The sequence below is a fragment of the Methylocystis sp. genome (genome assembly GCF_021731785.1).
GTDB lineage: Bacteria > Pseudomonadota > Alphaproteobacteria > Rhizobiales > Beijerinckiaceae > Methylocystis.
In genome coordinates, this window is the sequence record NZ_JAKFWS010000100.1 from 1 (window position 1) to 24,283 (window position 24,283).

Here is a 24,283-nt window from a genome sequence, read left to right on the forward strand (position 1 = left end):
TGCGCGCGACTGGGACATCGCCGCCGCCGACGTTCTCCTCGCAGAGGCGGGCGCCATGCTCAGCGAGCCTGAGGGGGTTGCGCTCACCTATAATCGCGCCTCGCTCGCCCGCGACATGCTCATCGCGGCGCCGAGATCGCTGTTCGATCAGAGCCTCGCGCTGGCGCGGCAGGCGCTAGAAGGAAAATTATGAACAAGACAACCCAAGCAACCTCGGCGAAGAAAGAAAAGCAGCTGTTGCATCTTGTATTTGGCGGCGAGTTGGAGACGCTTGACGGCGTCGCCTTCCGCGATCCGGGCAAGCTCGACATCGTGGGCATTTATCCGGACAACGCCAGCGCACTCGCGGCGTGGAAAGCGAAAGCCCAGTCCACAGTCGACAACGCGCACATGCGTTATTTCGTGGTGCACCTTTATCGGCTGCTCGATCCCGACGTGGAGGAGCTATAATCGCTTCCAAAATTTGCCGTTTTGCCGGGCGATAGAATCATGGTTCCGGAGATGGCCCGACTCGCGCGGAGAAGACGCGGTCAGACGGCCGATGCGGACCGGGAGCCTTAACAGACAGGAAACATGTCGCTTCTGAAACTGTACCGGCTCGCGACGATCGCGGCGACTCCCTTCGCCAGCGCTCTGCTCAACTGGCGCGCAAGACGAGGCAAGGAAGATCCCGAGCGACTGGCTGAACGCATGGGCGAGTCACATCGCCCCCGCCCGCGCGGACGCCTTGTCTGGCTGCACGGCGCGAGCCTCGGCGAAACACTGTCGCTGCTGCCCCTGATCGACCGTTTCATTCAGCGCGGACTGGACGTGCTCGTCACAAGCGGCACCGTCTCTTCCGCGAAGGTTCTCAGCGCGCGCTTGCCGGCGGGGGCGTTCCACCAATATGCGCCGCTTGACGCGCCCAAATTTGTCGAACGGTTTCTCGACCATTGGCGTCCGGACATCGCGGTCTTCGCCGAGTCGGAGCTTTGGCCCAACATCGTCGCCGCGGTATGCGCGCGCGGCGCGCCGCTGGTTCTCGCCAACGCCCGCATCTCGCGTCGATCCGCCGAACGCTGGCGCGCCATTCCGGGCGCGGCGAAATCCGTTTTCGGCGCCGTCGATCTCTGCCTCGCGCAGGATTCGGACAATGCCGCCCGGTTCCTGGCGCTCGGCGCGCGTTGCGTGCGCATCGCCGGCAATCTCAAATTCGACGTGCCGCCGCCGCCCGCGGATTCTGCGAGACTTGCCGAGTTCAACGCCGCGATCGGCGCGCGGCCGGCCTGGGCGGCGGTCTCGACCCATGCCGGCGAAGAAGACATTGTGCTCGACGCGCATGTCGAAATGACCGCAAAAACGCCGTCGCTACTGACGATCATCGCGCCGCGTCACCGCGAGCGCGGCGCCGAGATCGTCGAAGCCGCGCGCGCCAGAGGATTGAGCGCGGCCTTGCGTTCGCAGGAGCCTGAGCCGCGACGCGACGTCGACGTCTATGTCGTCGACAGCGTCGGCGAACTCGGCCTCGTTTTCCGAAGCGTCGGAGTCGTCCTGATGGGCAACTCGCTGCTGCCCGGCGGCGGCGGACAAAATCCGATCGAGGCGGCGAAGCTCGGCTGCGCGATTCTTCACGGCCCCTATGTCGAAAACTTCACGGAAGTTTACGCCGAGTTCGCCGCTGCAAAGGCGGCTGCGCGCGCCTCGGACGCAGTATCGGTGGCGCGGGCCGCGGATTATCTGCTCTCGGAACCGGCGCGCATGCGCAAGATGGGGCGCGCCGCAGCGGAAACGGTCGAGAGACTGGGCGGCGCCTCGCGCGGGATCATGAACGCCGTCGAGCCCTATCTCGCGCAAATGGCGGTCGCCCAGCGATGAACGTCGCGCGCCCTCGCGCTCAATAAGATGCGCGCGCCCGGCTTCTGGCGCGACGACGGGGCGGCGGCGCGACTTTTTTCGCCGCTCGGCGCCCTCTTTGGCGGCGTCGCCCGCAGACGGCTCGCGCGCGAGGCGCCGCGCGCCAATTTGCCGGCGATCGTCGTGGGCGGACTGACTGCGGGCGGCGACGGCAAGACGCCTCTCGCGATCGCCATCGCGCAACGTCTCAAGGCGGCGGGAGAACGCCCTGCCCTTCTCACGCGGGGCTATCGCCGCAGTGACGGCGGGCGGTCTCCCTTTGCCGTCGACCTCAATCGTCACGACGCGGACGACGTCGGCGACGAGGCGCTGCTGCTTGCGCGCGTCGCGCCAACGATTGTCGGCGTCGATCGCATCGCCAGCGCAGCTCTGGCGGAGCGCCTCGGCGCAAGTGTGGTCATTCTCGACGACGGCTTTCACAGCCGTCGCATCGCGCCCGACCTGACGCTCATCGCAGTCGACGCGGACTATGGCGCGGGCAACGGCCGATGCATGCCCGCCGGGCCTTTGCGGGCGCCGCTCGACGCGCAGCTTGCGGCGGCGGACATGCTGGTCGTCATCGGCGACGGCGCGCGCGGGCGCGACATCGCCGCACGCGTCAACAAGCGCGTCGTCGCCGCGCATTTGGCGCCAGAACCCGACGCCGCTGATGCGATAAGAGGCGCGCGCGTCGTGGCCTTCGCCGCCATCGCCCGGCCCGAGAAGTTTTTCAACCTGTTGGAAAAATGCGGCGCGGAGGTCGCGGTGCGGCTTTCGTTCGACGATCACTGCCGGTTCGCCGAGCGAGATTACGCAACGCTGTCGAGGCTGCGGCAAGCGCATGGCGCGCGCCTCGTTACGACGGAAAAGGACGCGACGCGAATGGGCGATCGGCTTGCGACGCTCGGCGCCGATGCGCTGCCCGTCACTCTCGTATTCGATGACGCCGCCGTTCTGGACGATGCGCTTCGCGGGCTGCTCGAGCCGGGCGACGAAGCGCGCCATGCGCGCCGCTAGTCCGGCTTCTTGACGCCAAGACGCATCAGCTTGGCGTGCGGCCCGCTGTAGGCCTCCTGCAGATCGACGTTCCAGTAGCGCAGATCCTCGAGCGGGATCGGTTCTCCGGTGACCGCGCAGCGGACATAGGCGCCCGGCTTGCGCACGCGATATTCGCCATCGAGATATTCGACGACGGCCTCTTCAGCAGGCTGAGGCTGGCGGTCATAACGGTTCATGCGCGTTCTCGACCCGTGGCGCCGGGGGAACGGACGCCCGACAAGGCGCCGGAGCGTCGTCACGAGCGACCTCATCGGCGAAGTCCAACGCTCCCTTCCGGCGGATAGCAATTGCAGAAGACCATAGCATCCGCGGACGCGAAAAGAAAAGCCCGGCGGGCCTTGGACTCAGCGGGCTTTGCAGCCGGCCCCTGGCGCTTCAGTCTTGCTAAGATGGGAATGCGGGACCACTCGCAAAGCTTATCGCCGAAAGGGCGTGGTGGCGGACTTGGCTGAACGGGGCTGAAACAGTCCTCGTCGATCACCCGCTCGTAGGATCAAAGCCTGCGAGCTTGACAGCGAACGACCAAAACAAATCGCACCAGTGTTCATAGAGCGGTGACGCGCGTCGGTCGGAGCATTACCGAGTGGCTCAGTCGCAGTTCTTGAATTTCGTTTCCTTACATCGAGCGACCATGGCTTGAGCCTTGGCGACCTGCTCCGGCGACAATGATTTTAGCGACATGTCGCGCACCGCTTTCTTTTCGGCGTCGCCCATTGCGAGCGTCTCCGTCGCGAGCTGCGTCCACATGAAGCCGCGCAGCAGATCGCGTTCGACGCCCTGTCCGGCGACATACATGTTGCCGAGATTCAGCTGAGCGTCGGCGTCGCCTTGCTCCGCCGCCAGTCGCAACCATTTGGCCGCTTCCTTGTAGTCCTGGGAGACGCCGACGCCGTCATAAAACATCGAGGCGATGTTCACCTGCGCCGCGGCCAGTCCCTGACCCGCCGCCAGCAAGTTCCACTTCATCGCCTCCTTGTAATCTCTCATCACCACCTGTCCTTCGAGATACATGGTGCCGAGATTGAACTGCGCAGAGGCGTTTCCGTGATCGGCGGCCAATCGCAGCCATTTCAAGGCTTCCTTGGGATTGGCGGCGACTCCCTTGCCAGTGAGATACATTGCGCCAAGGTCGCCTTGCGCGCGCGCATCGCCCTTGTCGGCGAGCGGTTTCAGGAATTTGAAGGCGTCGGCGAAATCTCCGCGTCGCGTTGCGCTGACGGCGTTCTCATAGTCATCAGCAAGCGCCGGCCCAGCCCACGCGAACATGAAGAACAAGGCAATCGTCGCAGTCAGCTTCATCATTCGAATCCTCGCGCCGAGCCCATTGTAAAAGGCCTTCAAAGGTCCTGTTCGCCATTAGACGAGGAAACGAAAATTGCGAAAGTCGCGCGAACGCCTCCGGTCAAGACCGGAGGCGTTCGACGAAATAGAACCGACTAAACGATCAGTAGTTCCACTGCAACTGCATTCTCAGCAGATCCGCCTGGAACTGCCGATAGGGCGCTGCGACCGTATTGGTGCGGTCCATGCGAGAGTAGATCGCCGTGAATTCAACCTCCGGCAAGGGCTGATACTCGATGCCGACGTCCCATTCGTACACACGGCCGTTCGGCGCGTTGTTATCGAATTTGAACCCGCCGTTGTAGTATTGCCATTTGACGAAGGGGAAATAGACGCCGGTGCCGAACTCCTTGTCCTCATATTTGTAGGTGGCTTCGACATAGCCGCCTCTCAGGCTTCTCGCCTCGATCGCCGTCTGCGACGCATTGAGCTGCGGCCCGACGCCCCAGTTCCATTCGGCCCGAAGACCGAAGGGCTGCGGATAGATCACGCCGGTGACCGCGACGCGCGAGTCGCGAATGCCCTGACCGCCATTGGCCACGACCGGTCCCCAAGTATTGAACGCGCCATATTGAGTATACTGGAAGTTGCCGACGTTGTTCCATCCGGGGCCATTCACATAGGGAACAAAACCGGATCCGATATTGGTGTACGGCGTGTTTAGCGGAATAAAGCCCGCCCAGTTTGTCGCCATGCCGAAAGAGGGCCTGATCGCCTGCGTATAAGGCACGAAGCGTCCCGTGTAACCCTGGACGCTCGCTTCCACCACCTGGCCGTTTTCGAAGACGTAGGGATAAGTGAAGCGCGCGACGATATGCGTGCCTTTGTTGAGTTCGATACGGTTGGCGCCTTGGCCGTTATAAACGCCGAAGCCGACCATGCCGTAATCGCCCGAGCCTTTCAGATTGTTCTTGACGAGGTCGCGGAAGAGATGCCGCATTTCCTTGGGCGTATAATAGAAGAACAGGCCGAGGTCGCGTTCGTCCTTGCAGCAGGTGTTGATCGCATCGGCGCGATCAAGCGCCAGACGATTTTGCGACGACTGCAAGTTCTCGAAGCCGTACGGAATTTTCGACTGGCCGGCGCGGACGCGGAATTCCTTGTCCTTGTCGAAGTAGATGTCGGCATAGAGGTCGCGAATTTGCGCAAAGTTGCCGGGGGCGTTCGCGTAACTGCCTACTTGATTATAGCCCGGATAGGCGAACAATGGATTGTAGAAATAGTAGACGGCCTGAGCGGCTGGGTTGGCGTAAGCGGCGAAGGTCGGCGAAGTCGAATTTGCATTCGGAGGAGAACTCGCGAAGTCGTTCTGGAAGTAGAGATAGAGATGGTCGGAGACATCGCCGCTCAGAATGATGCGCGCGCGACGGATGAAGAAGTTTTGTCGGTCGCCGACCGAACGGTCGTTCGTCGTTCTGACGTCGTACCAGTAGGGACCGCCGCTCAGAATGTCGTTATAGCGCATCTGCGTATAGCCGCGCAGACTGAGTCTTTCGTACCAGTGCAGCGGCGGGGGCGGCGGAGGGGGACCCTTGTCGGCCGGAAGGGCCGCGTGCACGACCTTGGCCTCTCGCCTCGCGCGGGCTTCATCGGCTTCAAGCTTCGACAGGCGCGCCTTTAGCGCGCGAATTTCGGACGCGGTGTCGGCCGCGGCCGGAGCGGCCGAAGCCGTCATATACAAGCCGAACGCCGCGATGGCGAGCGCGCGTTGTCCCACTCGAAGTTTCATAGGTTTAATTCCCCGGTTAACTTTCGGGCGACAGTGAAGCCGACGCTGGATGACAGAGCGGTGACAAACTTTGTCCGTGCAGGAATGTGACGTAGCAAGGACCTCAAGATGTGGCGCCAGCGCCACAGTTCTTGCGCCTAAACATTGTTTTTTGTGGCTTTGCCGCCACAGCTAGACTTTTTTCTGAATGCATCGCCACACATTTGCTGCTCTTTCGACGCGCCTCTTCCATGCGGCAAGAATCGATCGGCTGCTACTTTCAGGGGTTGGCGAAGGGCGTATACTTCACGCGTCACGAGGCGCGCGAAGTCGGACCACGCTCGCCCCGCCGCCGCGGCGCTCGACGCAGATTTTCGTCGCGATCCGCTGCTGCAGGGATTCGACGTGGCTGATCACCCCCACGCGCCTGCCCTGCCCCTGCAGCGTCTCCAGCGCGTCGATGGCGACATCGAGGGTCGCCGAATCCAGCGCGCCGAAACCTTCGTCAATAAACAGCGTGTCGACAAAGGAATTGCGTCCTTCGAGTCCGGCCAGCGCCAAAGCCAACGCAAGCGACGCAAGGAAGCGCTCTCCGCCTGAAAGCGAACGCGTCGAGCGGCGCTCGTCGCCAAGATCGCGATCAACGATTTGAAGCCCGAGCGAGCCAGCGTCGGCGGAGCGCTCCAACGCGTAACGCGGCGCCAGCAGCTTCAGGCTCTGATTGGCGAGGCTGACGAGATGCTCCAGCGTCGCGGCCTGGGCGAAGCGGCGAAATTTGTCGCCGCTCGCCGAACCGATCGCTTCGCTGACTTCGTTCCAGAGCTTGGCGTTGCCGCGCGCTTTTTCGAGCTCCTCGCCGAGCGCGGCGGCGCGCTCGCGCGCCTCATCGTCTCTCGCGCGGCGCTCGCGCAAGGCCCCGAGCCGGCCCGACAATTCGTCGAGGCGGGTGGCGATGTCGGCCTCCAGAGCGGCGAGCGCCGCCCGCGACGTGTCGGCTGGCGCGGCGGCGCGCGCTTCGTCGAGATCGACCTGCCGCGCTCTGACCGCAGCCTCTGCCGCGGCGCGCTCCGCCTCAACGGCCCGGACGGCGAGACTCAGCTTCGCCTGCTCGTCGCGCGAGAGGTCGAGGAGCGGCGATGCTGAGGCGTTGTCGAAGCCAGCCGCCTCGAGCGCCGCTGCATAGGCCGCGCGCGCCTCCTCGGCGTCGATCGCCGCCTCCTGCGCTGCGCCCAACAAATGCGTGCAACGCGCCTCGCAGGCGCTCCTTGCCTGCTGGGCTTCGGCGAGTCGTTCGCGCGCCGCATCGCGCGCTTCGACAGCCGCCCGCCGGCGATCTTCGACGCGCGCGCGATGCGCGGCCGTCGCTTCTCCCTCCAGAAGCCGCGCGCGTTCGCCACGCGCAACAGCGAGACTCTTTGCGCGCGCCTCATGATCGGCCTTGGCGTCGGCTTCGCGGCCGCAAGCGCCGTCCGCCTCCGCGCAGTGGCGCTCAGCCTTGAGACTGACCGCGGCGACGACTTCGGCGAGGTCATCGGATCGCGCCAACGCCTGCCGATAACGCGCGCCAGCCGCTTCGAGAAGGCGACGCGCCGATCCGGCGTCGCGGTCGACATCGACGGCTGAGAGATCACAGAGCCGCAGATATGGCGCAAGCGCGCGATCGATCGACTCCAGCCGCTCGATAAGCGCTGAGCGTTCCGCTTCGGCGCGCGCCCGCGTTTCGCGCGCCGATTCGAGCGATTTGGAAAGCCCGGCGCGCTCCTCCTGACGCGCGTCGAGCGCCTGACGCTTCGCCTCTCGCGCGCCGCGCAGCCGATCGCGCTCCTCGCGCAACCGGCGCGCAACAACAAGCTTTTGCGCAACGGCGTCGCGCGCAGATGCGACCTCTTTCGCCAACACGTCCAGTCGCCCCGAGGCCGATACGATCGACGCCGGCGGCGCAAATTCGGGAACGACGTTTCTTGCGCGATCGTCGCCGAAACCCGACGCGTATTCGGCCTCGGCGCGCGCACGCGCCGCTTCCGCTTCCGCTGCGCGACGCGATGCATCCTGGTGCGCCGCCATCGCCTGCGCGGCGCGGGCACTCAACGCGACAGTCTCCTCATCCAAGCTGCTGAGCGCTCGCCGCGCTTCGTCTCGCCGCGCGCGCAATGTTTCGATCAATGCGTTCGCTGCATCATGCGTTTCGGCGAAAGGATGTTTGCGTGCGCCGCAAACCGGGCAAGGCGCATCGTCGCTTAGCGCCGCGCGCAATCGCAGCGCATGGGGATCAGCCGCAGCGTCGGCCAGTTCGCCCAGGCGCTCGGCGTCGGCGCTATGCGCCACATGCTGCGCGCGGCGCGCGCGCAATTCCTCGAGGTTCTGTCGACACGCGGCTTCGTCCTGCCGGCTGCGCGCAAGCTCTTGCCGCGCCGCCGCCATTGCGACTTCGGCCTCGGCACAAGCGCGCGCCTGCCCGCGCAAGCGATCGATAAGTTCCGCCGCGCGCGAGAGCATATCCCCACGCGCGTGGGAAGCCGGCTCATCGAGCGCGAGAAGCGCGCGATCGCTCTCGTCGATCTGCGTCGTCAGTTTCTCGCTCGCCGCTCGATCCTTCGCATCGCGAGACTCGAATTCAGCAAGCGTCGCTTCGCCGCGGCCAAGTTCGGCGACGGCCAACGCCAGCGCGCTGTCGCATGCGCGCCTGGCGTGCAAAAGCTCGCCTCGCTTGGTCAGCCATTCCTCGATCTCTTGCCAGCGTTCGATGAGCGGGCGGGCCGGCGCGAGGCGCGCGAGATCGGCGATCGCCATTTCCTTCTCGCGTCGAACATCGGCGAGCCGCTCGATCGCAGCGGCGCGATCGGCGCGCTTCTCCGTCGCGCGGGATGCCGCGTCCTGAGCGATGCTGTGCGCCTTCTCTTCCTCGATCGCCAAATTGGCGATGCGCGCGTCCAGAGCCGCCGCTTCGTTCCAAATCGGCGCCAAACGAGCGACGTCGGTTTCCGCCGCGGCGCAGGCCTGCGCGGCCGATCGCGCTTGAACTTCATGAGCGGCGAAAGCCTCCTGCGCCACGCCCGCCTGCGCTTTGGCTTCTACGGCGGCGCGGGTCGTCTGTTCTTCTGCTTGCTCGGCGCGTCGCATGTCATCGCGTGGGCCGCGCAGCGGCTCAACGAGCGCCAGCGCCGCAAGCGTCTGGCGCTCCGGCGACAACTTCTCGAATGCGCGCAAAGCCTCTTCGCGCGCCGATATCGCTTGCGCCAGCTTCACTTGCGCCTGCTCCAGCGCATCGAGCCTGCCGAGCGCCTCCAGCGTTTCGGCGCGTATTGTGGCGACTTCGGCGCGTTCGGCGTCAGCCGCTGCCGCTTCGGCGTCGATCTCGACGCGCTCGTCTTCCGACATCACGCCGATCTCGGCGCGGCGGCGTTCGACGATGGTCGCCGCCTGCTGCGCCTCGCGCGCCCGCTCGAAGGCGCGCTTCGACAGCAGGCCATAGATTTCGGCGCCAGTGATCTTTTCGAGGAGCTCGGCGCGCTCCCTGGCGTCGGCGCGCAGAAAGGCGTCGAATTCGCCCTGCGCCAGAAGCGCCGTTCGGCGAAACTGATCGAAGGTGAGATCGGTCAGTTCGACGATACGGGCGTTGACGGGCTCGATCCCGCTCTCGATCGCCGCGACGATTTCGCCGGCGTCATCGATGCGCCAGAGCGACCGTCCGCGCTTCTGCAACGCGCCCGCTGCTCTGCCGCGCGCGCGCTGCAGGTCGCAGCGCGCCCGATAGCGAACCCCGTCCCTGCCGATGAAATCCGCTTCGGCGAAACCGCGGCCGGCGCCCCGACGAAGAATCGCCCGGGGGTCGGCCGCGCCCAGCGTCTCTCCGGAGGGGTCCGGCGCGCCTTCGCTCGCGGCGGCCGCGGCGACGCGAGGAAATTTGTCGTAGAGCGCAAGACAGATCGCGTCGAGAATCGTCGATTTGCCGGCGCCGGTTTCCCCGGTAATGGCGAAGAGCCCCGCCGAGCGCAACGGCTCGCGTTGGAAGTCGATGGCGAACGCGTCGGCGAGACTGGCGAGGTTGGCCCCTCTGATCGCCAGAATGCGCAATGTCACGCCTCCTGCAGAAGGCGCTCGAAACAGTCGAAATGGCCGTCCGTCGGCGCGACGCCGTGGGTTTGCTCAAAGGCTTCGCGAAACAAATCGGCGGGCCTGCGTTCCACAAGGCGCAGCGCCGCCGCCGCCGGTGGCGCCAGCGATTGCGGCCGCTCGACGGTCATCGACACCACGCGCAGGGCAAATTTCTCGCAAATCGCGTCGACCTCGGCTTTCACGCCGACCGCCGGACCGTCGACTTTGATGGCGAGATGGACGAAAGGCCAGCTCTCCATCGGCGCCGAATCGTCGAGATCGAGCGTTTGCAGCGCCGGCTCGAGTTCGGCGATCGATAGCGCGCCCTTCGCTGGCGCCCGCAAATGTCTCACGGCGCGGCTGAAGGGCGCATGTTCAACAGCGACGGTGCCGGAATCGTCAATGTCGACGATGCTGACGCCATGCGCATAGTCGATTTCGGTCTTCGACATCGGAATGAGCGAGCCGGAATAGCGGATCGTGTCGCGGCCGACAGATTGCGGACGATGCAGATGGCCGAGCGCGACATAAGCGACATCCGCCGAGAAGACGTCGGGCGCAACCGCATGTTCGCCGCCGACGAAGATCCGTCGTTCGGAGCCTTCCGATTCGAGCCCGCCGGCGACATGAAGATGGCCGGTGACGATGAGCGGCGCCATGCCGATTTCGCGCCGTGCGCTTTCGACCGCCTCGCGATATGCCTCGCGCACGGCGCCGTCGGCGCCTTCGCAGGCGACAGGCAAATCCGCCGCGCGTGGATAGGGCAGCGCGAGCAAATGCGCGCCGACGCGGCCCGTCGCGTCCCGGATTGGCGAGAGATGCGCGCGCGCGTCGAAGGCGCCGTCGCGGCGCGCGAAGGCGCCGATCGAAACCACGTCCGCCATCTCGAACAATGCGCGCGGCGCTTCGAGCCGCGCCGCAGGATCATGATTGCCGGCGACGAGCGCGATCCGCGCATGCGGACAGGCGGCGCGCAGGTCGCGCAAGGTGTCGTAGAGCAGCCGCTGGGCGTCGGCGGAAGGGTTGAGACTGTCGAAAACGTCGCCCGCCACGATGATCGCGTCGACCGCCCGATCCTTCGCGATGGCGACCAGTTGCGCCAGAGCGGCGCGATGCTCTGCTTCACGCGACCAGCCCTGCAGCGTCGCGCCCAGATGCCAATCGGCAGTGTGAAGAAGGCGAATCACCTCCGCAGTAGGCGCCAGGGCGGCGGCGGTCGGCAAGCGCCCGCTTGGGCGCCATGGGTCGGATTGGACTAATTTCGTGGTTTTCGAGGCGCCATCCAACCTCCAGGCAGCAAAGCACAAGCCAATAATGCGCTTCTGGATATAGTTGAACGCTGATAGGCGCAAAGACGAAATCTGATTATTACGTTCAATCTGAGCGGATTATGCCACGACTACTATGTGGCGAACATTTATGGCATTGAACCGAGGGGCCCGACCCCGAGGCCCGGCCATTTCGCGGCGCCTTCACAACCCTGTCGTCGTGCCTGTAAAATATGCGTCATCGCAAAGGGCTGGACCTTGGCGCGGTCCGCGAGCCCCTTCTCAACTGGAGAGGCAGCCAGGGTGACTGTTCACTTTCGTCAACAGACTGTCTCGCCGCAGGCGTGTCCCGCGCTTGTGCTCAACGCCGACTACAGGCCGCTGAGCTACTATCCGCTTTCTCTGTGGGGCTGGCAGGACGCGATCAAGGCCGTGTTCCTCGATCGCGTCAACATCGTCTCGGAATACGACAGGACGGTAAAAAGCCCGAGCTTCGAAATGCGTCTGCCATCGGTGGTGTCGCTGAAGGAATATGTGCGGCCCACTCGGCAGCCGGCATTTACGCGATTCAATGTTTTCCTGCGCGATCGCTTCACCTGCCAATATTGCGGCGAACATGAAGAACTGACGTTCGACCACGTCATTCCACGATCGAAGGGAGGCGCGACGACGTGGGAAAACGTCGTCGCGGCGTGTTCGCCCTGCAATTTGCGCAAGGGCGACCGCCTTCCGTATGAAGCGCATATGTCGCCGGCGCAGGCGCCTTATCAGCCTTCGATCGCCGATCTGCATCGCAACGGCCGGCTGTTTCCGCCCAATTATCTGCACGAAAGCTGGATGGACTACCTCTATTGGGATTCGGTGCTCGAACCATAGGTTGCGCGCGTCCGAGAGAGAGCTCCAATGATTCGCCGAATCCTCGTCATGGCTTTCGGCTTCGTCGTCGCCGTCGGCGTGGGCGCCATTTTTCTACTCGTGTCGGCGCTCTTGGACCCGGCGACGCGGCAAGCGGGTTTCGAAGCGGCGCTGTCCGGCGCATTCGCCTACATTGAAGAAGATATGAGCGCCGGCGGATTGAGCGATCCTGTGGCGAAATTTGGATTCATCATTTGGGCGATCATCATCGCCACCTGCGTTGCGCCTCTCGCGGTCGCGGCGTTGATCGGCGAGATCGCCGGCGCCCGCTCGCTGCTCTGGTATTCGGGCGTGACTGCGATATTTGCCGGCGCATCTCCGTGGATCGCCCGCGCAGGAAAGGGACTTGACCGCGCCGGCGACGCGAGTCCGCTCGAGCTTCGCATCGCTTTACTGTTTTTTCTCACCGGCGCGTTGTCGGGGGCAATCTACTGGCTGATCGCCGCGCCGAATGATCGCGAGCCGGCGCAATTCGAACCGCCATTTCGCCAGCGCTGAGCCCGCTTCGGCGTTGCAATGCGCGCGATGCGCGCGTCTGCGCGCCATCAACACATTGCGGCTTGCGCAGCGACGATATTTTCTTTTGTGCGTAATGTTAGGGCGAATCCGCATGGCGCGGCACGAGCGCATCGACTGACCGCCAGCCGAGGCCCGCGCCCGTCGCGCGCGCGGGGCGCCTCAGAATCCCCCGATTTTCCTGGACTCTGGCGGCGCCAGGATTGACGCCCAATGCCGGAAATGCTCATAAACTGACATGGCAGACTACCAATCTCTGATCGCGCGGGCGGTGGCCGCTCTGCCGCAATCCACGCCGGACGCGCGCCGAGCGGTCTACGAACGCGCCCGCAAAGCGCTGTTCAACCAGTTGCGCGGCATCCAGCCGCCGGTCGCGGAAGCGGACATCGCCGCCGAAGGCCGCGCGCTCGAAGAAGCGATTGAGCGAGTCGAAGCTGAGAGCGCCGCAAAGCACGCGCAAGCGCCTCAATCCGGCGCTGATGTGTCTGCGCCGCAGCGCGCGGCGCGTTCGATTGCGGGTGCAAAACCTGCCGCGCGCGCGGCGGCCGAAAACGAAGAGTCGAAATGGCGCGACACGCCTTATTCCTCCATCGCGAGCGGAGGCGACGTCCCGTCGCGCGAATACCAGCGGCCGCCCGCGCCGCTGCCGCCCGCGCCGAAGCCGAAACGATCGCTGCGCTTAACCCTATCCATCGCCGGCGTTGTCGTTGCGCTCGTGGCGATCGTCGGAACGCTCGCCTGGCAACTTCGCGAACAGCCTGAGGATCTAGCCAAACTCAAACCGGAGCGGTCGGCTTCCAGCGCGCCTGAAAACGGCAAGATCAACGATCGCGTCGGAGGCGAGGGAGTCGCGGCCAGGCCTCCCTCGCGCAGCCCATCCGTGCCGGTCGCGCAGAAGGCGGAAATGTGGGTCGGCTCGCTAGCCGAACCAACCAAGGTCGACAAGATTTATAATGGCTCTGTCGTCTGGCGCCTTGAGAACGTCGGCGGACCTGGGGAACCGGTCGGATCGGCCATTCGCGGCGACATTGACATCCCCGATGCGAAGCTGAAGATGACGCTGCTGTTTCGAAAGAATACCGACGCGGCGCTTTCCGCGTCGCACACGATCAACGTCTCATTCACCGTGGCGCCAGGCAGCGCTATCGGCGGCGTCAAGGCTATCGGCCCGATTCAGATGCGACGCTCCGATGCGCAGTCGGGAGAGAAGGTCGTCGGCATTCCCGTGCCGATCACCGAAAACAATTTCCTCATCGGGCTGATGCGCGGCGATCACGAGTCGCGCAACATTCTTCTGTTGCGATCGCTCTCCGCGTTGGATCTGCCGATGCAGCTAGCGGACGGTCGCGCGGCGACGATTAACATGGAAAAAGGCCCGTCGGGCGAGCGCGTCTTCGCTGACGCCATCGACGCCTGGGGAAAATAAGTCCCAAGCTTCGCGTCGCTTGGGCGATCTACAGAACTAAATGACAAGCGTCAGCTTTTTCGCCGCCCGCGTCACGCCTGTGTAAAGCCAACGCGACCGATGTTCGCGAAAGGCGAAGGACTCATCGAATAGCGTCACGTCGTCCCATTGCGACCCTTGGGCCTTGTGGACGGTAAGCGCGTAGCCGAAATCAAACTCGTCCGAGTCCTTACGAAGCGCATAAGGGACGTCGCTGTCGGCGCCGAACAGTTGCGGAATGACGGCGACGCGCTGGAATTTTGTGCCTTCGCTGTCTTCCGGCGTCACGAGCATTCTCACCTTTCCGCGGCGCAACACGCCGGCGCTCTTCACCTTAAAGAGCGCGCCGTTCAGAAGTCCCTTCTTGCGATTGTTGCGCAAGCAGACGAGCTTGTCGCCCGACTGCGGCAGGTCGCCGGTAAAGCCGCGCAGTTCGCGCAGACGCGCGTTATAGGCGCGCCGAGTCTTGTTCAATCCGACGAGCACCTGATCGGCGCCGGTGACGAGCGCGGGATCTAGCGAGTCGCGGCGAACGACTCGCGTCTCTCCAAAGACGCCCTGCTCGACGCCCTCGCCGGCGCGGATCGCCATTGACAGGCGGATAATCGGGTTGTCCGCCGCCTGCCGATGCACATCTCTCAGCATCACGTCAGACTCGGCTTCGGTGAAGAAGCCGCCGCCCTTGACCGGCGGCAATTGCGCCGGATCGCCGAGCACGAGCACTTTCTTGCCGAAGGACAGGAGATCGCGGCCGAGCTCCTCGTCGACCATCGAGCATTCGTCGATGACGATGAGTTTCGCACGTGCGGCGTCGCTGTCGTCGTTGAGAACGAACGAAGGCTCCTCGGTCTCGGTGTCGGTAGCGCGGTAAATGAGACTGTGGATCGTGCGCGCGTCCTTGCAGCCCTTCGAGCGCATGACGAGCGCCGCCTTGCCGGTGAACGCCGCAAAGGCGACGTCGCCGTCGACATGTTCGGCGAGATGGCGCGCGAGCGTCGATTTTCCGGTTCCCGCGAATCCGAACAAGCGGAACACTTGTCGCGCGCCGGGCGTTTCAAGCCAGCGCGCAACCGCGATCAGCGCTTGGTCCTGTTCAGGCGTCCAGATGGGCATGGCTGCAGAGTCGAATCAGAGAGTCACGATGGCGGACGCAACGCCGACGGACAAGCGCTATCGCCGACTCGTCAGGCGCTGAAGCCAGCGATCAGCAGCGCGCCGCCGAGCGCGAAAGAAATGAGCGCGAACACCGGATAACGCTTTTCGTAACCCATCCGCGCGAATATATCGCGCACGGTCTGCGGCGGCAGAAACAGGGTAAGCACGCCGCTGATCAGCGTCAGCCACCCGACGAGCGATACCAGCGCAGCGGCGGCGTCGGTCCAAATATCATGGCCGACCACCATGGCGAGGCCGATCGCCAGCCGTATCATGCCGATGAAGGCGATGGCGACAGGTTCGCGCGAAATGCTTTCGATCATCTGCAGCGCCACGTCCCTGCGCACCAGCATCCAGGCGGACATGATCAGGGCATAGGCCCCGATCAGCTTTGCGAGAAAGAGCGTAAGCGGCGTCATGAGCGTCTCCTTGCCGAAGCGCTCACACCGCCGAGGAGTGGCGGGCAGGCGAATTGTGCAGGTAGGCGTCGAAGGCGGCTGCGACAAGGCGAACGAACGGCTCTCCGCGCTCGGTCACGACCAGGCGCCGGCCCTGCATGTCGACAACGCCGTCGTTCATCAGCGCGTCGAGCGACGCTTGCGCGCCGTCGAAAACGTCGTTTGCGTAGCCGTGCCGGGCGGCTACGGCGCCATGGTCAACCTCGAAATCGCACATAAGCCGTTCGATGAGATCGGCGCGGGCGACATCCTCGCGCGTGAAAGCGACGCCACGCGTCGTGGCGAAACATTTCGCTTCTATGGCGCGCCGCCAGCCTGCAAGATCGGTCGCGTTGCCGACATAGCCTTGCGGAAGACGGCCGATCGATGAAACGCCGAACGGCAGCAGCGCGTCGGCGGCGTCGGTCGTATATCCTTGGAAATTTCTGCGCATCCGCTTTTCGCGCGCCGCGATCGCCAACGGATCGTGAGGCCGCGCAAAATGGTCGAGCCCGATCGCCTCATATCCTTTGTCTTCGAGAATGGCGCGCACGGCGGCGGCCTGCGCCAGACGCTCGCCGACGCCGGGCAGCGCGGCGGCGTCAATCAGCTTCTGGTGCGACTTGAACCAGGGCACATGGGCATAGCCGAAGACCGCAAGCCTCTGCGGCTCAAGCGACGCCGCAAGCGATGCGGTGCGCGCCGCGTCTTCAACGCTCTGTTTCGGCAGGCCATACATCAGATCGAGATTGATTGCGGCAATCCCGGCGCCGCGCAGCAATCTCACGGCGCGCGCGACAGTCTCGTATGGCTGAACGCGGCCGGAGGCCTCCTGCACATGGGCGTTAAAGTCTTGCACGCCGAGCGAAGCGCGCGTGACTCCCGCCGCCGCCAGCGCCTCGACGAGGCCGGAATCGAGAATGCGCGGATCGAGCTCGATCGCGTGCTCGGTTTCGGCGGAGAGTTCGAAATGATCGCGCAGAACCGAAACGATCGCAGTAAAGCGCGAAGGACCGAGAATGCCAGGGGTGCCGCCGCCCCAATGAATGCTCGTGACCCGCCGCGCGCGAGTCGCCTCCGCGGTAAGCGCGATTTCGCTCTTGAGCGTCTGCGCATAGAATTCGAGCGGCGCATCTTGACGTACGGCCTTTGTGTGACAGCCGCAGTAGGCGCAGATCGCTGTGCAAAAAGGCACGTGAACATAGAGCGAGAGCGAAGCCACAGGATCGAGCTTCGCGATCCAGGCCCGCGTCTCGGCGTCGCCAATCGACTTCGAAAAATGCGGCGCGGTCGGATAGCTCGTGTAGCGCGGCGCGGATCGTTCGGCCAAAGCCAGCGACGCTAGGTCCATCCTTCTGACTCCCTCGCCGCATCGCAGCGCCTTTCAAATTGATATCGCGACGCGGCTTTCCACGCAAAAGCTGCGTCTGCCGCACTTTGACGCGGGCGAGCGCGAAATCGGCTTGGCCGTCGGCCTTGAAAAAGGCAGACTGAGACAATTTTCACGAGGGCGGGAGCAATGGCGCAAATGGCGATATTTTTCTGGCGAGGGCAGTATTTGCTGGGGTTTTGCCTTATCGCCGCCGCGGGCGCCTCGGCGCCGCTCGCGCTTGCTGCGAGTCCGGGAGACGCCGCCGGCCGCTATTCGATTCTCCGCGAGGGCGACAAGGATACGGGCTGCATGCTGACGCTCGACGCCCGCGTCCGCGGTCGCGCCGGCCTGAAAGCGCAGCTTGCCCCCGCCTGCCGTGACAATGGCGTCGTGATTTTCGATCCGGTCGGCTGGGGACTCGATCAGGGGCGTCTGGTGCTCACCGCCCGCAAGGGCCATAAGGCCCGCTTCGACAAAGACGCTTCAGGCGTTTGGCGGCGAGACGCCAAAGAAGGTAAGGCGCTCAGCCTCAAGCCGCTCTAACGCGCGCTTCTCAAAAAAGCCTCCCGGATTGCTCCGGGAGGCTCTACGCCGTCGCCTTGCGAGAGGGGCGGGGCGCTGGCGACGGATAGCGCGACGCGGCTGACGACGAACTGCAGACTCGTACCCGGCGATCGTCGACCGCCGGCGGCGCTAATCGAAATCGGACTCTCCGAAATTACGCTCGCCGTATCCGTAGTAGGCGTCGGCGTGATCTGCCCAGGAACCGACGTTGGGCGCGAACCAAGCCTCGGAACCGTCATCGAACGGATCATAGCCGTGGCCGAAACTTTCGCTTCGGCAGGGCGGGCAGTTCTGACGCCCTTGATCGTCCCATGCGGCCGCCGGGAACGCGAAAAGCGTCAGGATGAGAGCAAGGGCGAATGGCTGGCGCGACATCATCTCGGCTCCGGTCCGTTAACGCGCCGCCTGTCTCGGCGCCCAACTCGCATAACATGACGCAGACTGTCTGAACCGGACATGGCGACGCTATTCATCGGTCAGTCAGCTTTGTTGCGCCAGCGCCGATCGCCTTGCGAAGCCCGGTATTCGGGACCCTCCAAACAGGGAGGCGAGATTGTCTTCAAAACGATCCACTTATTGCACAGTCGTATCAAAACAGGACATCTTTCTCGCAATCTTGTCAGCGGCGCGGCGGACCGATCGGGCAAAAAATCGCCGCGCATCGCGCCTTCAGGGCGGGAGCGGCGCAAAGCCGCGCGCTAGCACGCAATCTGCAGAATAGCGAGATATTGCGCCAAGTTGCGTCAAACTGGAACGTGCGGCGGCTACAGTCGATGCCTGAAGATGCGCATCGCGTTGAAAGCCTTAGGGCAAGGTGGACCTGGCGCCGCGCCCGAACAATCAGGTTCTGATGCAAGTTCGCCGCAATCCCTCGGCCGGCAAGCGCTACCCCAAGGCTGCGCTTCGGCCCAAAACTGAGGATCAGAGCGCTGATGTCAATCGCCAATCCAGGAGAGATGCTGAAGCCCTTCGCGCGGGCCAGCAGCAGGGAGGTCGAACATGAAGCTCCGTCGGTCGACGAGGGTTCGCGCGGCACGCTCACGCGCCAGGACATCGCGTTGGCGATCCATCGCCGTATCGAGGGCATGTCCTGCAGGGAAGCAAAGCGCCTGACCGACCTTGTGATCGAGGAGATGGCGGCGACGCTCGCGTCCGGAGAGTCGCTTAAGCTGCATGACTTCGGCTCGTTCCTGGTGCGCATCAAGCGCGAGCGTGCGGGTCGCAATCCACGCACTGGCGAGCCGGTTCCGATCGAAGCGCGCCGCGTCATCACCTTCAAGGCGTCGCCTAACATGAAGGCGGCCATCAACGGCAATATTCCGCTAACCAAAGTCAAGAAGCGCGCACGCGGTCGGCTCGCACGCCAGCGCTCAGTGGCCGAGCTCGTGAGAGCGCCAGCTCCGTGACTTCACGGTAGTCCGCCCTCCTCCCTGTTGTGCGGACTTGGGGCCCGATCGTTCGCCGCACGCCCCGGCGCATGATCGGGCCTCAATTTTTTACGGCAAGGCGGCGCGATTGAGCTTGCCATTGGCGTTACGAGGAAGCGCGTCGAGGAAAACAACCGCGCGGGGGCATTTGTAGGCGGCAAGATGCGCGCGGCAGTACGCGAGAATCGCCGCATCGTCCTGCGGCGCGCCGTCGCGCGTCACCACATAGGCCTTGATGATCGTCGCGGATGCGTCGCGCCCCGGCCGCTCAGCAGCCGCCGCTTCGACCACGCCGCTGATCTCGAGCAACCGCTTCTCAACTTCAGCAGGAGAGACCCGATAACCCCCTGCGTTCATGACTTCATCGACCCGGCCATGCCGCCACATGTAGCCCTCTGGGTCGAACTCGACGAGATCGCCGGAGACGAACCATTCGCCACGAAATGCTTCGCGCTCCTCCTCGGGACGATTCCAATAACCGAGCATCATTCCCGGATCGTCCCGGCGTACGGCGAGGAGGCCGGTTTCGCCCCGCGGAAGCGGCGTCTCGCCGCCGTCTTGCGGCAGCGCCGCGACCACCCTGCCCGGCTGCGGCCTGCCGGGCGAGTCCGGACGCACCGGCGCCGTCGGTCCGCTGGAGACAAAGGTCGATATTTCGCTCATTCCGAAGGCTTCGAAAATATCCCTGCCCGTGCGCGCGCGCCAATCGGCGAGCAGGCTCGACGGCAGCGCCGCGCCGGCCGAGAGCGCGTGCCGCAGGCTCGAAAGATTGGCGGTCTCCGGCGCGCCATATTTGAGAATCTGGCGAAAGACGCCCGGCACGGCGGCGAAGATCGTCGCGCGATAGGTTTCGATGAGACGCGGCCAGGCGGCGGGATCCGGATGGCCATTGTAGAGCACCGCGCTCGCCCCCGCCGACAGCGGATCGACGACGCCGACGCCCAATGTATAGGTCCAGTTGATCGCGCCGGCGTGCAGCATCACGTCGCCCGGACCCAGGCCAGTCCAGTGCTCGCGCATCGGCCGTCGTCCCCAAGCGGCGCGATGGGCGTGGAGCACGCCTTTCGGCCGGCTCGTCGTGCCTGAGGTGTAGACGAGATAGGCGGGATCGTCGGCGGCGGTGTCGACATAGTCGCCGATCGGCTCGCTCTCAGAAAACCGCGTCAGATCGGCGCCCCGCAGGATCTGGAAGTCGCCGCCATGGGGCTCGGTCTCAAAGGACGCGCCCAGCGCCAGCACGGAGGCGCCGCAGTCCTGCGCCATAAACTCAGCCTCCTCGAAGGTGAGCTGAGACGACGCGAGCAGCGCCACATAGCCGGCGGCGATCGAGGCGAAGTAAGCGAGCGCAGCGTTCGCTTCATTCCCCATTCGGATCATCACGCGCGCGCCGCGCGGCAAGCCGAGATCGCGCAGCCCAGCGGCCAGCCGGCGGACCTTGAGATCGAATTCGCCATGAGTCCAGCGCTGGGCGCCGGCGTCGCCGACGATGGTGAGCGCCGTCGCGTCGGGCCGCAGTCGCGCATTTTCGGCGAGGCAGTAATGGGCGAGATTGAAACGGTGGGGAACGGATTCGAGCATTGAGGACAAATTCGCTGTCACATGGCGTTCTGGCATTTCGACGCCCGCTTGGGCAAGCCCGCCGTGATTTGACAAATGTCGAATTGAACCGTCTCCCAATCTGATCGTCGCGGGCTCGCGTCGATTTGAGATTGACGATCGCCAGGCCGATGTGCTCGCATTTGGCATGATCAGATACGTCGCGCTATTGCGCGCTGCGAATGTCGGGGGAACCGGCAAACTGCCGATGAACGAACTAAAGGCGATGTGCGTCGATGCGGGTTTCGATCATATCGAAACATATATCGCGAGCGGAAACGTCGTCTTCGGAAGCAAAGCGTCCGCGGCAAAAGTGAAGTCGGAAATCGAGGCGAGACTGCTCGCCTACGCCGGAAAACCTGTGGGGATTTTCGTCCGCACCGCCAGTGAGATGCAGGCAGTGCTGAACGGAAATCCCTTCCCAGGGAAGCCGGCTAATTTCACCGTGGCGATTTTTCTCGATGACCCGCCGCCACCCGACGCCCTCGATCACGCCGTAGGCAAAGCAGACGAAGAAATGCGTTTGGGATCACGCGAGATTTATGTTCACTATGGCGCGGGCATGGGTCGCTCGAAGCTCAAAATTCCCGCCGCGACGCATGGCACGGCTCGAAATATGAACACTATCGCAAAACTCGTCGGCATGGCTCTCGAAATTTGAGAATGCGCCTGCACTCCGCTCGAAGGAACGCGACAGCAGGCGAACGAAACGACCTATTCGCTCCGGCTCCGCGCCTCGCGCGCTGATTGTCCAAACCGCCGGCGGAATGTGCGGCTGAAATGCGAAAGATCGCTAAATCCCCAGCGATAGGCGATCTCGCCAATCGGCGCCCGAGCGTCGGATGCGAGGTCGCGCCGACAATTTTCCAGACGCCTCGCCCATACATAGCGCATCAGCGATAGGCCCTCGGCTTCGAAAAGCGCATTGAGATAGCGGGATGAAAGGCCGAGCGCCTGCGCCGCCATCGCCGGGTCAAGCTCGGGATCGCCGAGACGGCTCTCAATGAACCGCTTCACCCGCCGCAGCGTGGCCTCCCGGCCACGGTTTGCTCGGCGATATTCATCCGGCTCCGACAGCGACAGGGCGATCAAATCGGCGCAATGATCCGACATCGCGGCGAAGGATTCGTCAGTCAGTTCGCCGGCATGGGCCGCAAGAGAGCGGATATAGGACACGGCCATCGCGCCGATGCCCGCGGCGCCGGCCACTCGCGACGCCACATGGCGGTCGACACCGGGCGACCGCGCGCGCGTCGTCGCACGCGGCAGAGAGACGATCAGCTTTGAGAATGCGCCGGGACAACAGATTTTGTGCGGCCGGGTGGCGTCGTAGATCGACATCTCGCCCGGACGCAGCGATACTTGACGCTCGCCCTGCTCAAGAAAATATTCGCCCGATAGCAGCACAACGGCGAGATAGGCGTCCTGACTGTCCGGCAGCAGTGGCCGCTTTGGTCTTTCGATGCGAATGGCGTTTGAGCGGATCGCCGAGACTCGCACGTCCATTTCGCCATATATCGTCATTTCATTGAACAGCGGCTGGGTCGGCAGGGCGCAAGCGTCTGCACGGGCGTATTCGCGACCGATCACCTCGCAGAGCCACTCGCGGCGACGGCCCGGCGGCGCGTCTTCTGTCGAAAGAATTTGCGTTTTCGTCATCGCGCCTCTTCACGCCCCGCAGATCCATTTCAGACAAGTTTTTCAGCCGCCTCAGTCAAGCATTTTTGCGATGGACGTTGCATATCCGTCCTGCGGCGAATCGCCGAAGTCTGCAGGAAAATTAGAATGATTCAAATCGGACGATCGAATCGAGACGCCAACATTATTCTGCTCAGGGGCGCCGCCTTATGGATACTCGTCGCGCTCGCTTTGGCATGGTGTCTGGTGGCGCTCAAAATGGAAGCGCCGCTGATAGCGGCGATTTTTCCAGGGAAATTTTCTCGCGTCCTGCAGGCCCATATCGACTTCCTGCTGATGAGCGCGCTGCTGCTCGGCTTCTACGGAACGCGCATTCCCTTCGCCTGGCCCGTGCGCTGGGCGATGGTCGTGGGCGCATTCACCAACTCGAGCCTGTTCCTCTTGCAGGCGGCGTACCCCGTGCTCGACGGCCCGCCCGCCGAAGGTTGGGGTCCAACCTTTTTCAGGCTCTATCTCATGGCGAGCATCGTCGTGACCAGCTTCGGATTCGCCGGCGCCTGCCTCCTCGCGCTGCGCGCAAGTTTCCGGCCGACGGCCGATTGAACCGATTGGCCGAGCAGGCTACCCGGGGGCGCTATTCCAGCGAAAATCCTAATCGAACAGGCTCGAGACGCTCTCCTCCCGTGCGGTCCGCGCGATCGCCTCGCCGATCAGATGGCCGATCGGAATGACACGAATGTTCGGGGCGGATTCGACCGCGGCCGTGGCGCGGATCGTGTCGGTGACCACGAGCTGCTTTAGCTTCGAATTGGCGATGCGCTCCGCCGCCGCTCCCGACAGCACGCCATGGGTAATGTAAGCGAATACGGAGCCGGCGCCCGCCGCCAGCAGCGCTTCGGCGGCGTTGCACAGCGTGCCGCCAGAGTCGACGATATCGTCGATGAGAATGCAATTGTGGCCGTTGACGTCGCCGATGATGTTCATGACTTCCGACTCGCCGGCGCGCTCGCGCCGCTTGTCGACGATCGCCAGCGGCGCGTCGATGCGCTTCGCCAGCGCACGGGCGCGCACGACGCCGCCGACGTCCGGCGACACGACCATGACGTTCTTGAGTTCGAGGTGCGACTTGATGTCCGCGACGATGACCGGCGCGGCGAAAAGATTATCTGTCGGAATGTCGAAGAAGCCCTGCACCTGGCCGGCGTGTAGATCGACGGTGAGAACGCGATCCGCCCCCGCCCGCGTAATCAGATTGCTGACGAGCTTGGCCGAAATGGGCGTGCGCGGCCCCTGTTTGCGGTCCTGACGGGCGTAGCCGAAATAGGGAATGACCGCCGTGATGCGACGCGCAGAGGCGCGACGCAGCGCGTCGACCATGATCAACAGCTCCATGAGATGGTCGTTGGCCGGCGCGGAGGTGGACTGGATCACGAATGTGTCCTGCCCGCGAACATTCTCCAGGATTTCGACCCAGATCTCCTGGTCGGCGAAGCGGCGAACCTGAGCGCGACAAAGCGGAACCCCCAGATGGGCGGCGATCGCCTCCGCCAACGGCCGGTTGGAATTGCCAGCCAGGAGTTTCATCGCCGCCATTCGGTCCGCCCCCGCGCCTTAAACGCCGCGGCGTCATAGCAGCGATGGCGGCTATGAACAATATGACGCGACGATGGCGGCTTTCTCGGTCATAAAAATGCCGACAGGATTGCCTCTTGGACGGGTAATGCTCTAAATGATGATGGCGGCCTCACCGATGCGCGGCGGGCCGGGCGTTTGGTTTGCGCCTTCACCCATCTCGCCCAACTGCGTAGTAGACAGGCGTCGCTTCCGTTAATGACGAATAGCGTATCGGATCATGCGCCGCAGCCGTCCTCGCCGC

22 protein-coding genes and 1 pseudogene are annotated in these 24,283 nt (G+C 64.0%); 11 read left to right on the plus strand and 12 right to left on the minus strand.

What is annotated here, in order from left to right; translation table 11 throughout:
- The 4 genes and pseudogenes from QZ964_RS15380 to lpxK form a co-directional block, all read left to right on the plus strand.
- Positions 1 to 193 (plus strand): annotated as a pseudogene (locus tag QZ964_RS15380) (inositol monophosphatase family protein); the annotation flags it as partial.
- Positions 190 to 450 carry a DUF4170 domain-containing protein gene (locus QZ964_RS15385; protein ID WP_292532520.1) on the plus strand — a complete coding sequence of 87 codons (261 nt, stop codon included), beginning with the start codon at positions 190 to 192 and terminating at the stop codon, positions 448 to 450. The pseudogene QZ964_RS15380 and the gene QZ964_RS15385, both read left to right, overlap by 4 nt.
- A gap of 123 nt (positions 451 to 573) precedes the next feature.
- Positions 574 to 1,854 carry a 3-deoxy-D-manno-octulosonic acid transferase gene (locus QZ964_RS15390; RefSeq protein WP_292532521.1) on the plus strand — a complete coding sequence of 427 codons (1,281 nt, stop codon included), beginning with the start codon at positions 574 to 576 and terminating at the stop codon, positions 1,852 to 1,854.
- Between the two features lie 27 nt (positions 1,855 to 1,881).
- Positions 1,882 to 2,889: a tetraacyldisaccharide 4'-kinase gene (gene lpxK, locus QZ964_RS15395; RefSeq protein ID WP_292532522.1), complete on the plus strand. Its 1,008-nt coding sequence runs from the start codon at positions 1,882 to 1,884 to the stop codon at positions 2,887 to 2,889.
- Here the strand turns inward: lpxK and QZ964_RS15400 are convergent.
- The 5 genes from QZ964_RS15400 to QZ964_RS15420 form a co-directional block, all read right to left on the minus strand.
- Positions 2,886 to 3,107: a DUF2093 domain-containing protein gene (locus tag QZ964_RS15400; protein ID WP_292532523.1), complete on the minus strand. Its 222-nt coding sequence runs from the start codon at positions 3,105 to 3,107 to the stop codon at positions 2,886 to 2,888. The genes lpxK and QZ964_RS15400 overlap by 4 nt on opposite strands.
- A 412-nt stretch (positions 3,108 to 3,519) precedes the next feature.
- Entirely contained in the window at positions 3,520 to 4,233 is a 714-nt protein-coding gene (locus QZ964_RS15405; RefSeq protein ID WP_292532524.1) for a tetratricopeptide repeat protein, read from the minus strand.
- A gap of 142 nt (positions 4,234 to 4,375) precedes the next feature.
- Entirely contained in the window at positions 4,376 to 6,001 is a 1,626-nt protein-coding gene (locus QZ964_RS15410) for a porin (protein ID WP_292532525.1), read from the minus strand.
- A gap of 285 nt (positions 6,002 to 6,286) precedes the next feature.
- A complete protein-coding gene (locus tag QZ964_RS15415) occupies positions 6,287 to 10,060 on the minus strand; it encodes an AAA family ATPase (protein ID WP_292532526.1) in 3,774 nt (1,257 codons plus the stop codon).
- Complete coding sequence (locus QZ964_RS15420) at positions 10,057 to 11,298, minus strand: exonuclease SbcCD subunit D (protein WP_292532527.1); 1,242 nt, start codon at positions 11,296 to 11,298, stop codon at positions 10,057 to 10,059. Before QZ964_RS15420 ends, QZ964_RS15415 begins: the two co-directional genes overlap by 4 nt.
- Before the next feature lie 348 nt (positions 11,299 to 11,646).
- On the opposite strand from QZ964_RS15420, the gene QZ964_RS15425 reads away from it, so the two are divergent.
- The 3 genes from QZ964_RS15425 to QZ964_RS15435 all read left to right on the plus strand — a co-directional run bounded on the left by QZ964_RS15425 (position 11,647) and on the right by QZ964_RS15435 (position 14,200).
- Positions 11,647 to 12,219, plus strand: a complete 573-nt coding sequence (locus QZ964_RS15425; protein WP_292532528.1) for an HNH endonuclease — start codon at positions 11,647 to 11,649, stop codon at positions 12,217 to 12,219.
- Positions 12,220 to 12,246: 27 nt separating this feature from the next.
- Positions 12,247 to 12,756: a hypothetical protein gene (locus QZ964_RS15430; protein WP_292532529.1), complete on the plus strand. Its 510-nt coding sequence runs from the start codon at positions 12,247 to 12,249 to the stop codon at positions 12,754 to 12,756.
- Between the two features lie 256 nt (positions 12,757 to 13,012).
- Positions 13,013 to 14,200 (plus strand): hypothetical protein, encoded by a 1,188-nt coding sequence (locus QZ964_RS15435; protein WP_292532530.1) that lies wholly within the window; start codon positions 13,013 to 13,015, stop codon positions 14,198 to 14,200.
- A 36-nt stretch (positions 14,201 to 14,236) separates the two neighbouring features.
- Here QZ964_RS15435 and QZ964_RS15440 read toward each other — a convergent pair whose 3' ends face one another.
- The 3 genes from QZ964_RS15440 to hemN form a co-directional block, all read right to left on the minus strand.
- Complete coding sequence (locus tag QZ964_RS15440) at positions 14,237 to 15,331, minus strand: ATP-dependent RecD-like DNA helicase (protein WP_292532531.1); 1,095 nt, start codon at positions 15,329 to 15,331, stop codon at positions 14,237 to 14,239.
- 71 nt (positions 15,332 to 15,402) lie between these two features.
- On the minus strand, positions 15,403 to 15,792 hold the full coding sequence (locus tag QZ964_RS15445) for a hypothetical protein (protein ID WP_292532532.1): 390 nt from the start codon (positions 15,790 to 15,792) through the stop codon (positions 15,403 to 15,405).
- Between the two features lie 22 nt (positions 15,793 to 15,814).
- Positions 15,815 to 17,161, minus strand: coding sequence for an oxygen-independent coproporphyrinogen III oxidase (gene hemN / locus QZ964_RS15450; RefSeq protein ID WP_292532533.1), 1,347 nt, complete (start codon positions 17,159 to 17,161; stop codon positions 15,815 to 15,817).
- A 168-nt stretch (positions 17,162 to 17,329) separates the two neighbouring features.
- Here hemN and QZ964_RS15455 point away from each other — a divergent pair, with 168 nt between their 5' ends.
- Positions 17,330 to 17,725, plus strand: a complete 396-nt coding sequence (locus tag QZ964_RS15455; protein ID WP_292532534.1) for an AprI/Inh family metalloprotease inhibitor — start codon at positions 17,330 to 17,332, stop codon at positions 17,723 to 17,725.
- 150 nt (positions 17,726 to 17,875) lie between these two features.
- Here the strand turns inward: QZ964_RS15455 and QZ964_RS15460 are convergent, their stop codons facing one another.
- A complete protein-coding gene (locus QZ964_RS15460; RefSeq protein ID WP_292532535.1) occupies positions 17,876 to 18,121 on the minus strand; it encodes a hypothetical protein in 246 nt (81 codons plus the stop codon).
- A gap of 557 nt (positions 18,122 to 18,678) precedes the next feature.
- On the opposite strand from QZ964_RS15460, the gene QZ964_RS15465 reads away from it, so the two are divergent.
- Entirely contained in the window at positions 18,679 to 19,152 is a 474-nt protein-coding gene (locus QZ964_RS15465; protein WP_292532536.1) for an integration host factor subunit alpha, read from the plus strand.
- Between the two features lie 90 nt (positions 19,153 to 19,242).
- Here QZ964_RS15465 and QZ964_RS15470 read toward each other — a convergent pair whose 3' ends face one another.
- Positions 19,243 to 20,751, minus strand: coding sequence for an acyl-CoA synthetase (locus QZ964_RS15470; RefSeq protein WP_292532537.1), 1,509 nt, complete (start codon positions 20,749 to 20,751; stop codon positions 19,243 to 19,245).
- A gap of 166 nt (positions 20,752 to 20,917) precedes the next feature.
- On the opposite strand from QZ964_RS15470, the gene QZ964_RS15475 reads away from it, so the two are divergent.
- Positions 20,918 to 21,430, plus strand: a complete 513-nt coding sequence (locus tag QZ964_RS15475) for a DUF1697 domain-containing protein (protein ID WP_292532538.1) — start codon at positions 20,918 to 20,920, stop codon at positions 21,428 to 21,430.
- Positions 21,431 to 21,483: 53 nt separating this feature from the next.
- Here the strand turns inward: QZ964_RS15475 and QZ964_RS15480 are convergent, their stop codons facing one another.
- Complete coding sequence (locus QZ964_RS15480; RefSeq protein WP_292532539.1) at positions 21,484 to 22,428, minus strand: helix-turn-helix domain-containing protein; 945 nt, start codon at positions 22,426 to 22,428, stop codon at positions 21,484 to 21,486.
- A 126-nt stretch (positions 22,429 to 22,554) separates the two neighbouring features.
- Between QZ964_RS15480 and QZ964_RS15485 the strand changes: the two genes are divergently transcribed.
- Positions 22,555 to 23,010, plus strand: coding sequence for a hypothetical protein (locus tag QZ964_RS15485; protein WP_292532540.1), 456 nt, complete (start codon positions 22,555 to 22,557; stop codon positions 23,008 to 23,010).
- 48 nt (positions 23,011 to 23,058) lie between these two features.
- Here the strand turns inward: QZ964_RS15485 and QZ964_RS15490 are convergent, their stop codons facing one another.
- Positions 23,059 to 23,991 carry a ribose-phosphate pyrophosphokinase gene (locus QZ964_RS15490; protein ID WP_292532541.1) on the minus strand — a complete coding sequence of 311 codons (933 nt, stop codon included), beginning with the start codon at positions 23,989 to 23,991 and terminating at the stop codon, positions 23,059 to 23,061.
- Positions 23,992 to 24,283 lie beyond the last annotated feature (292 nt).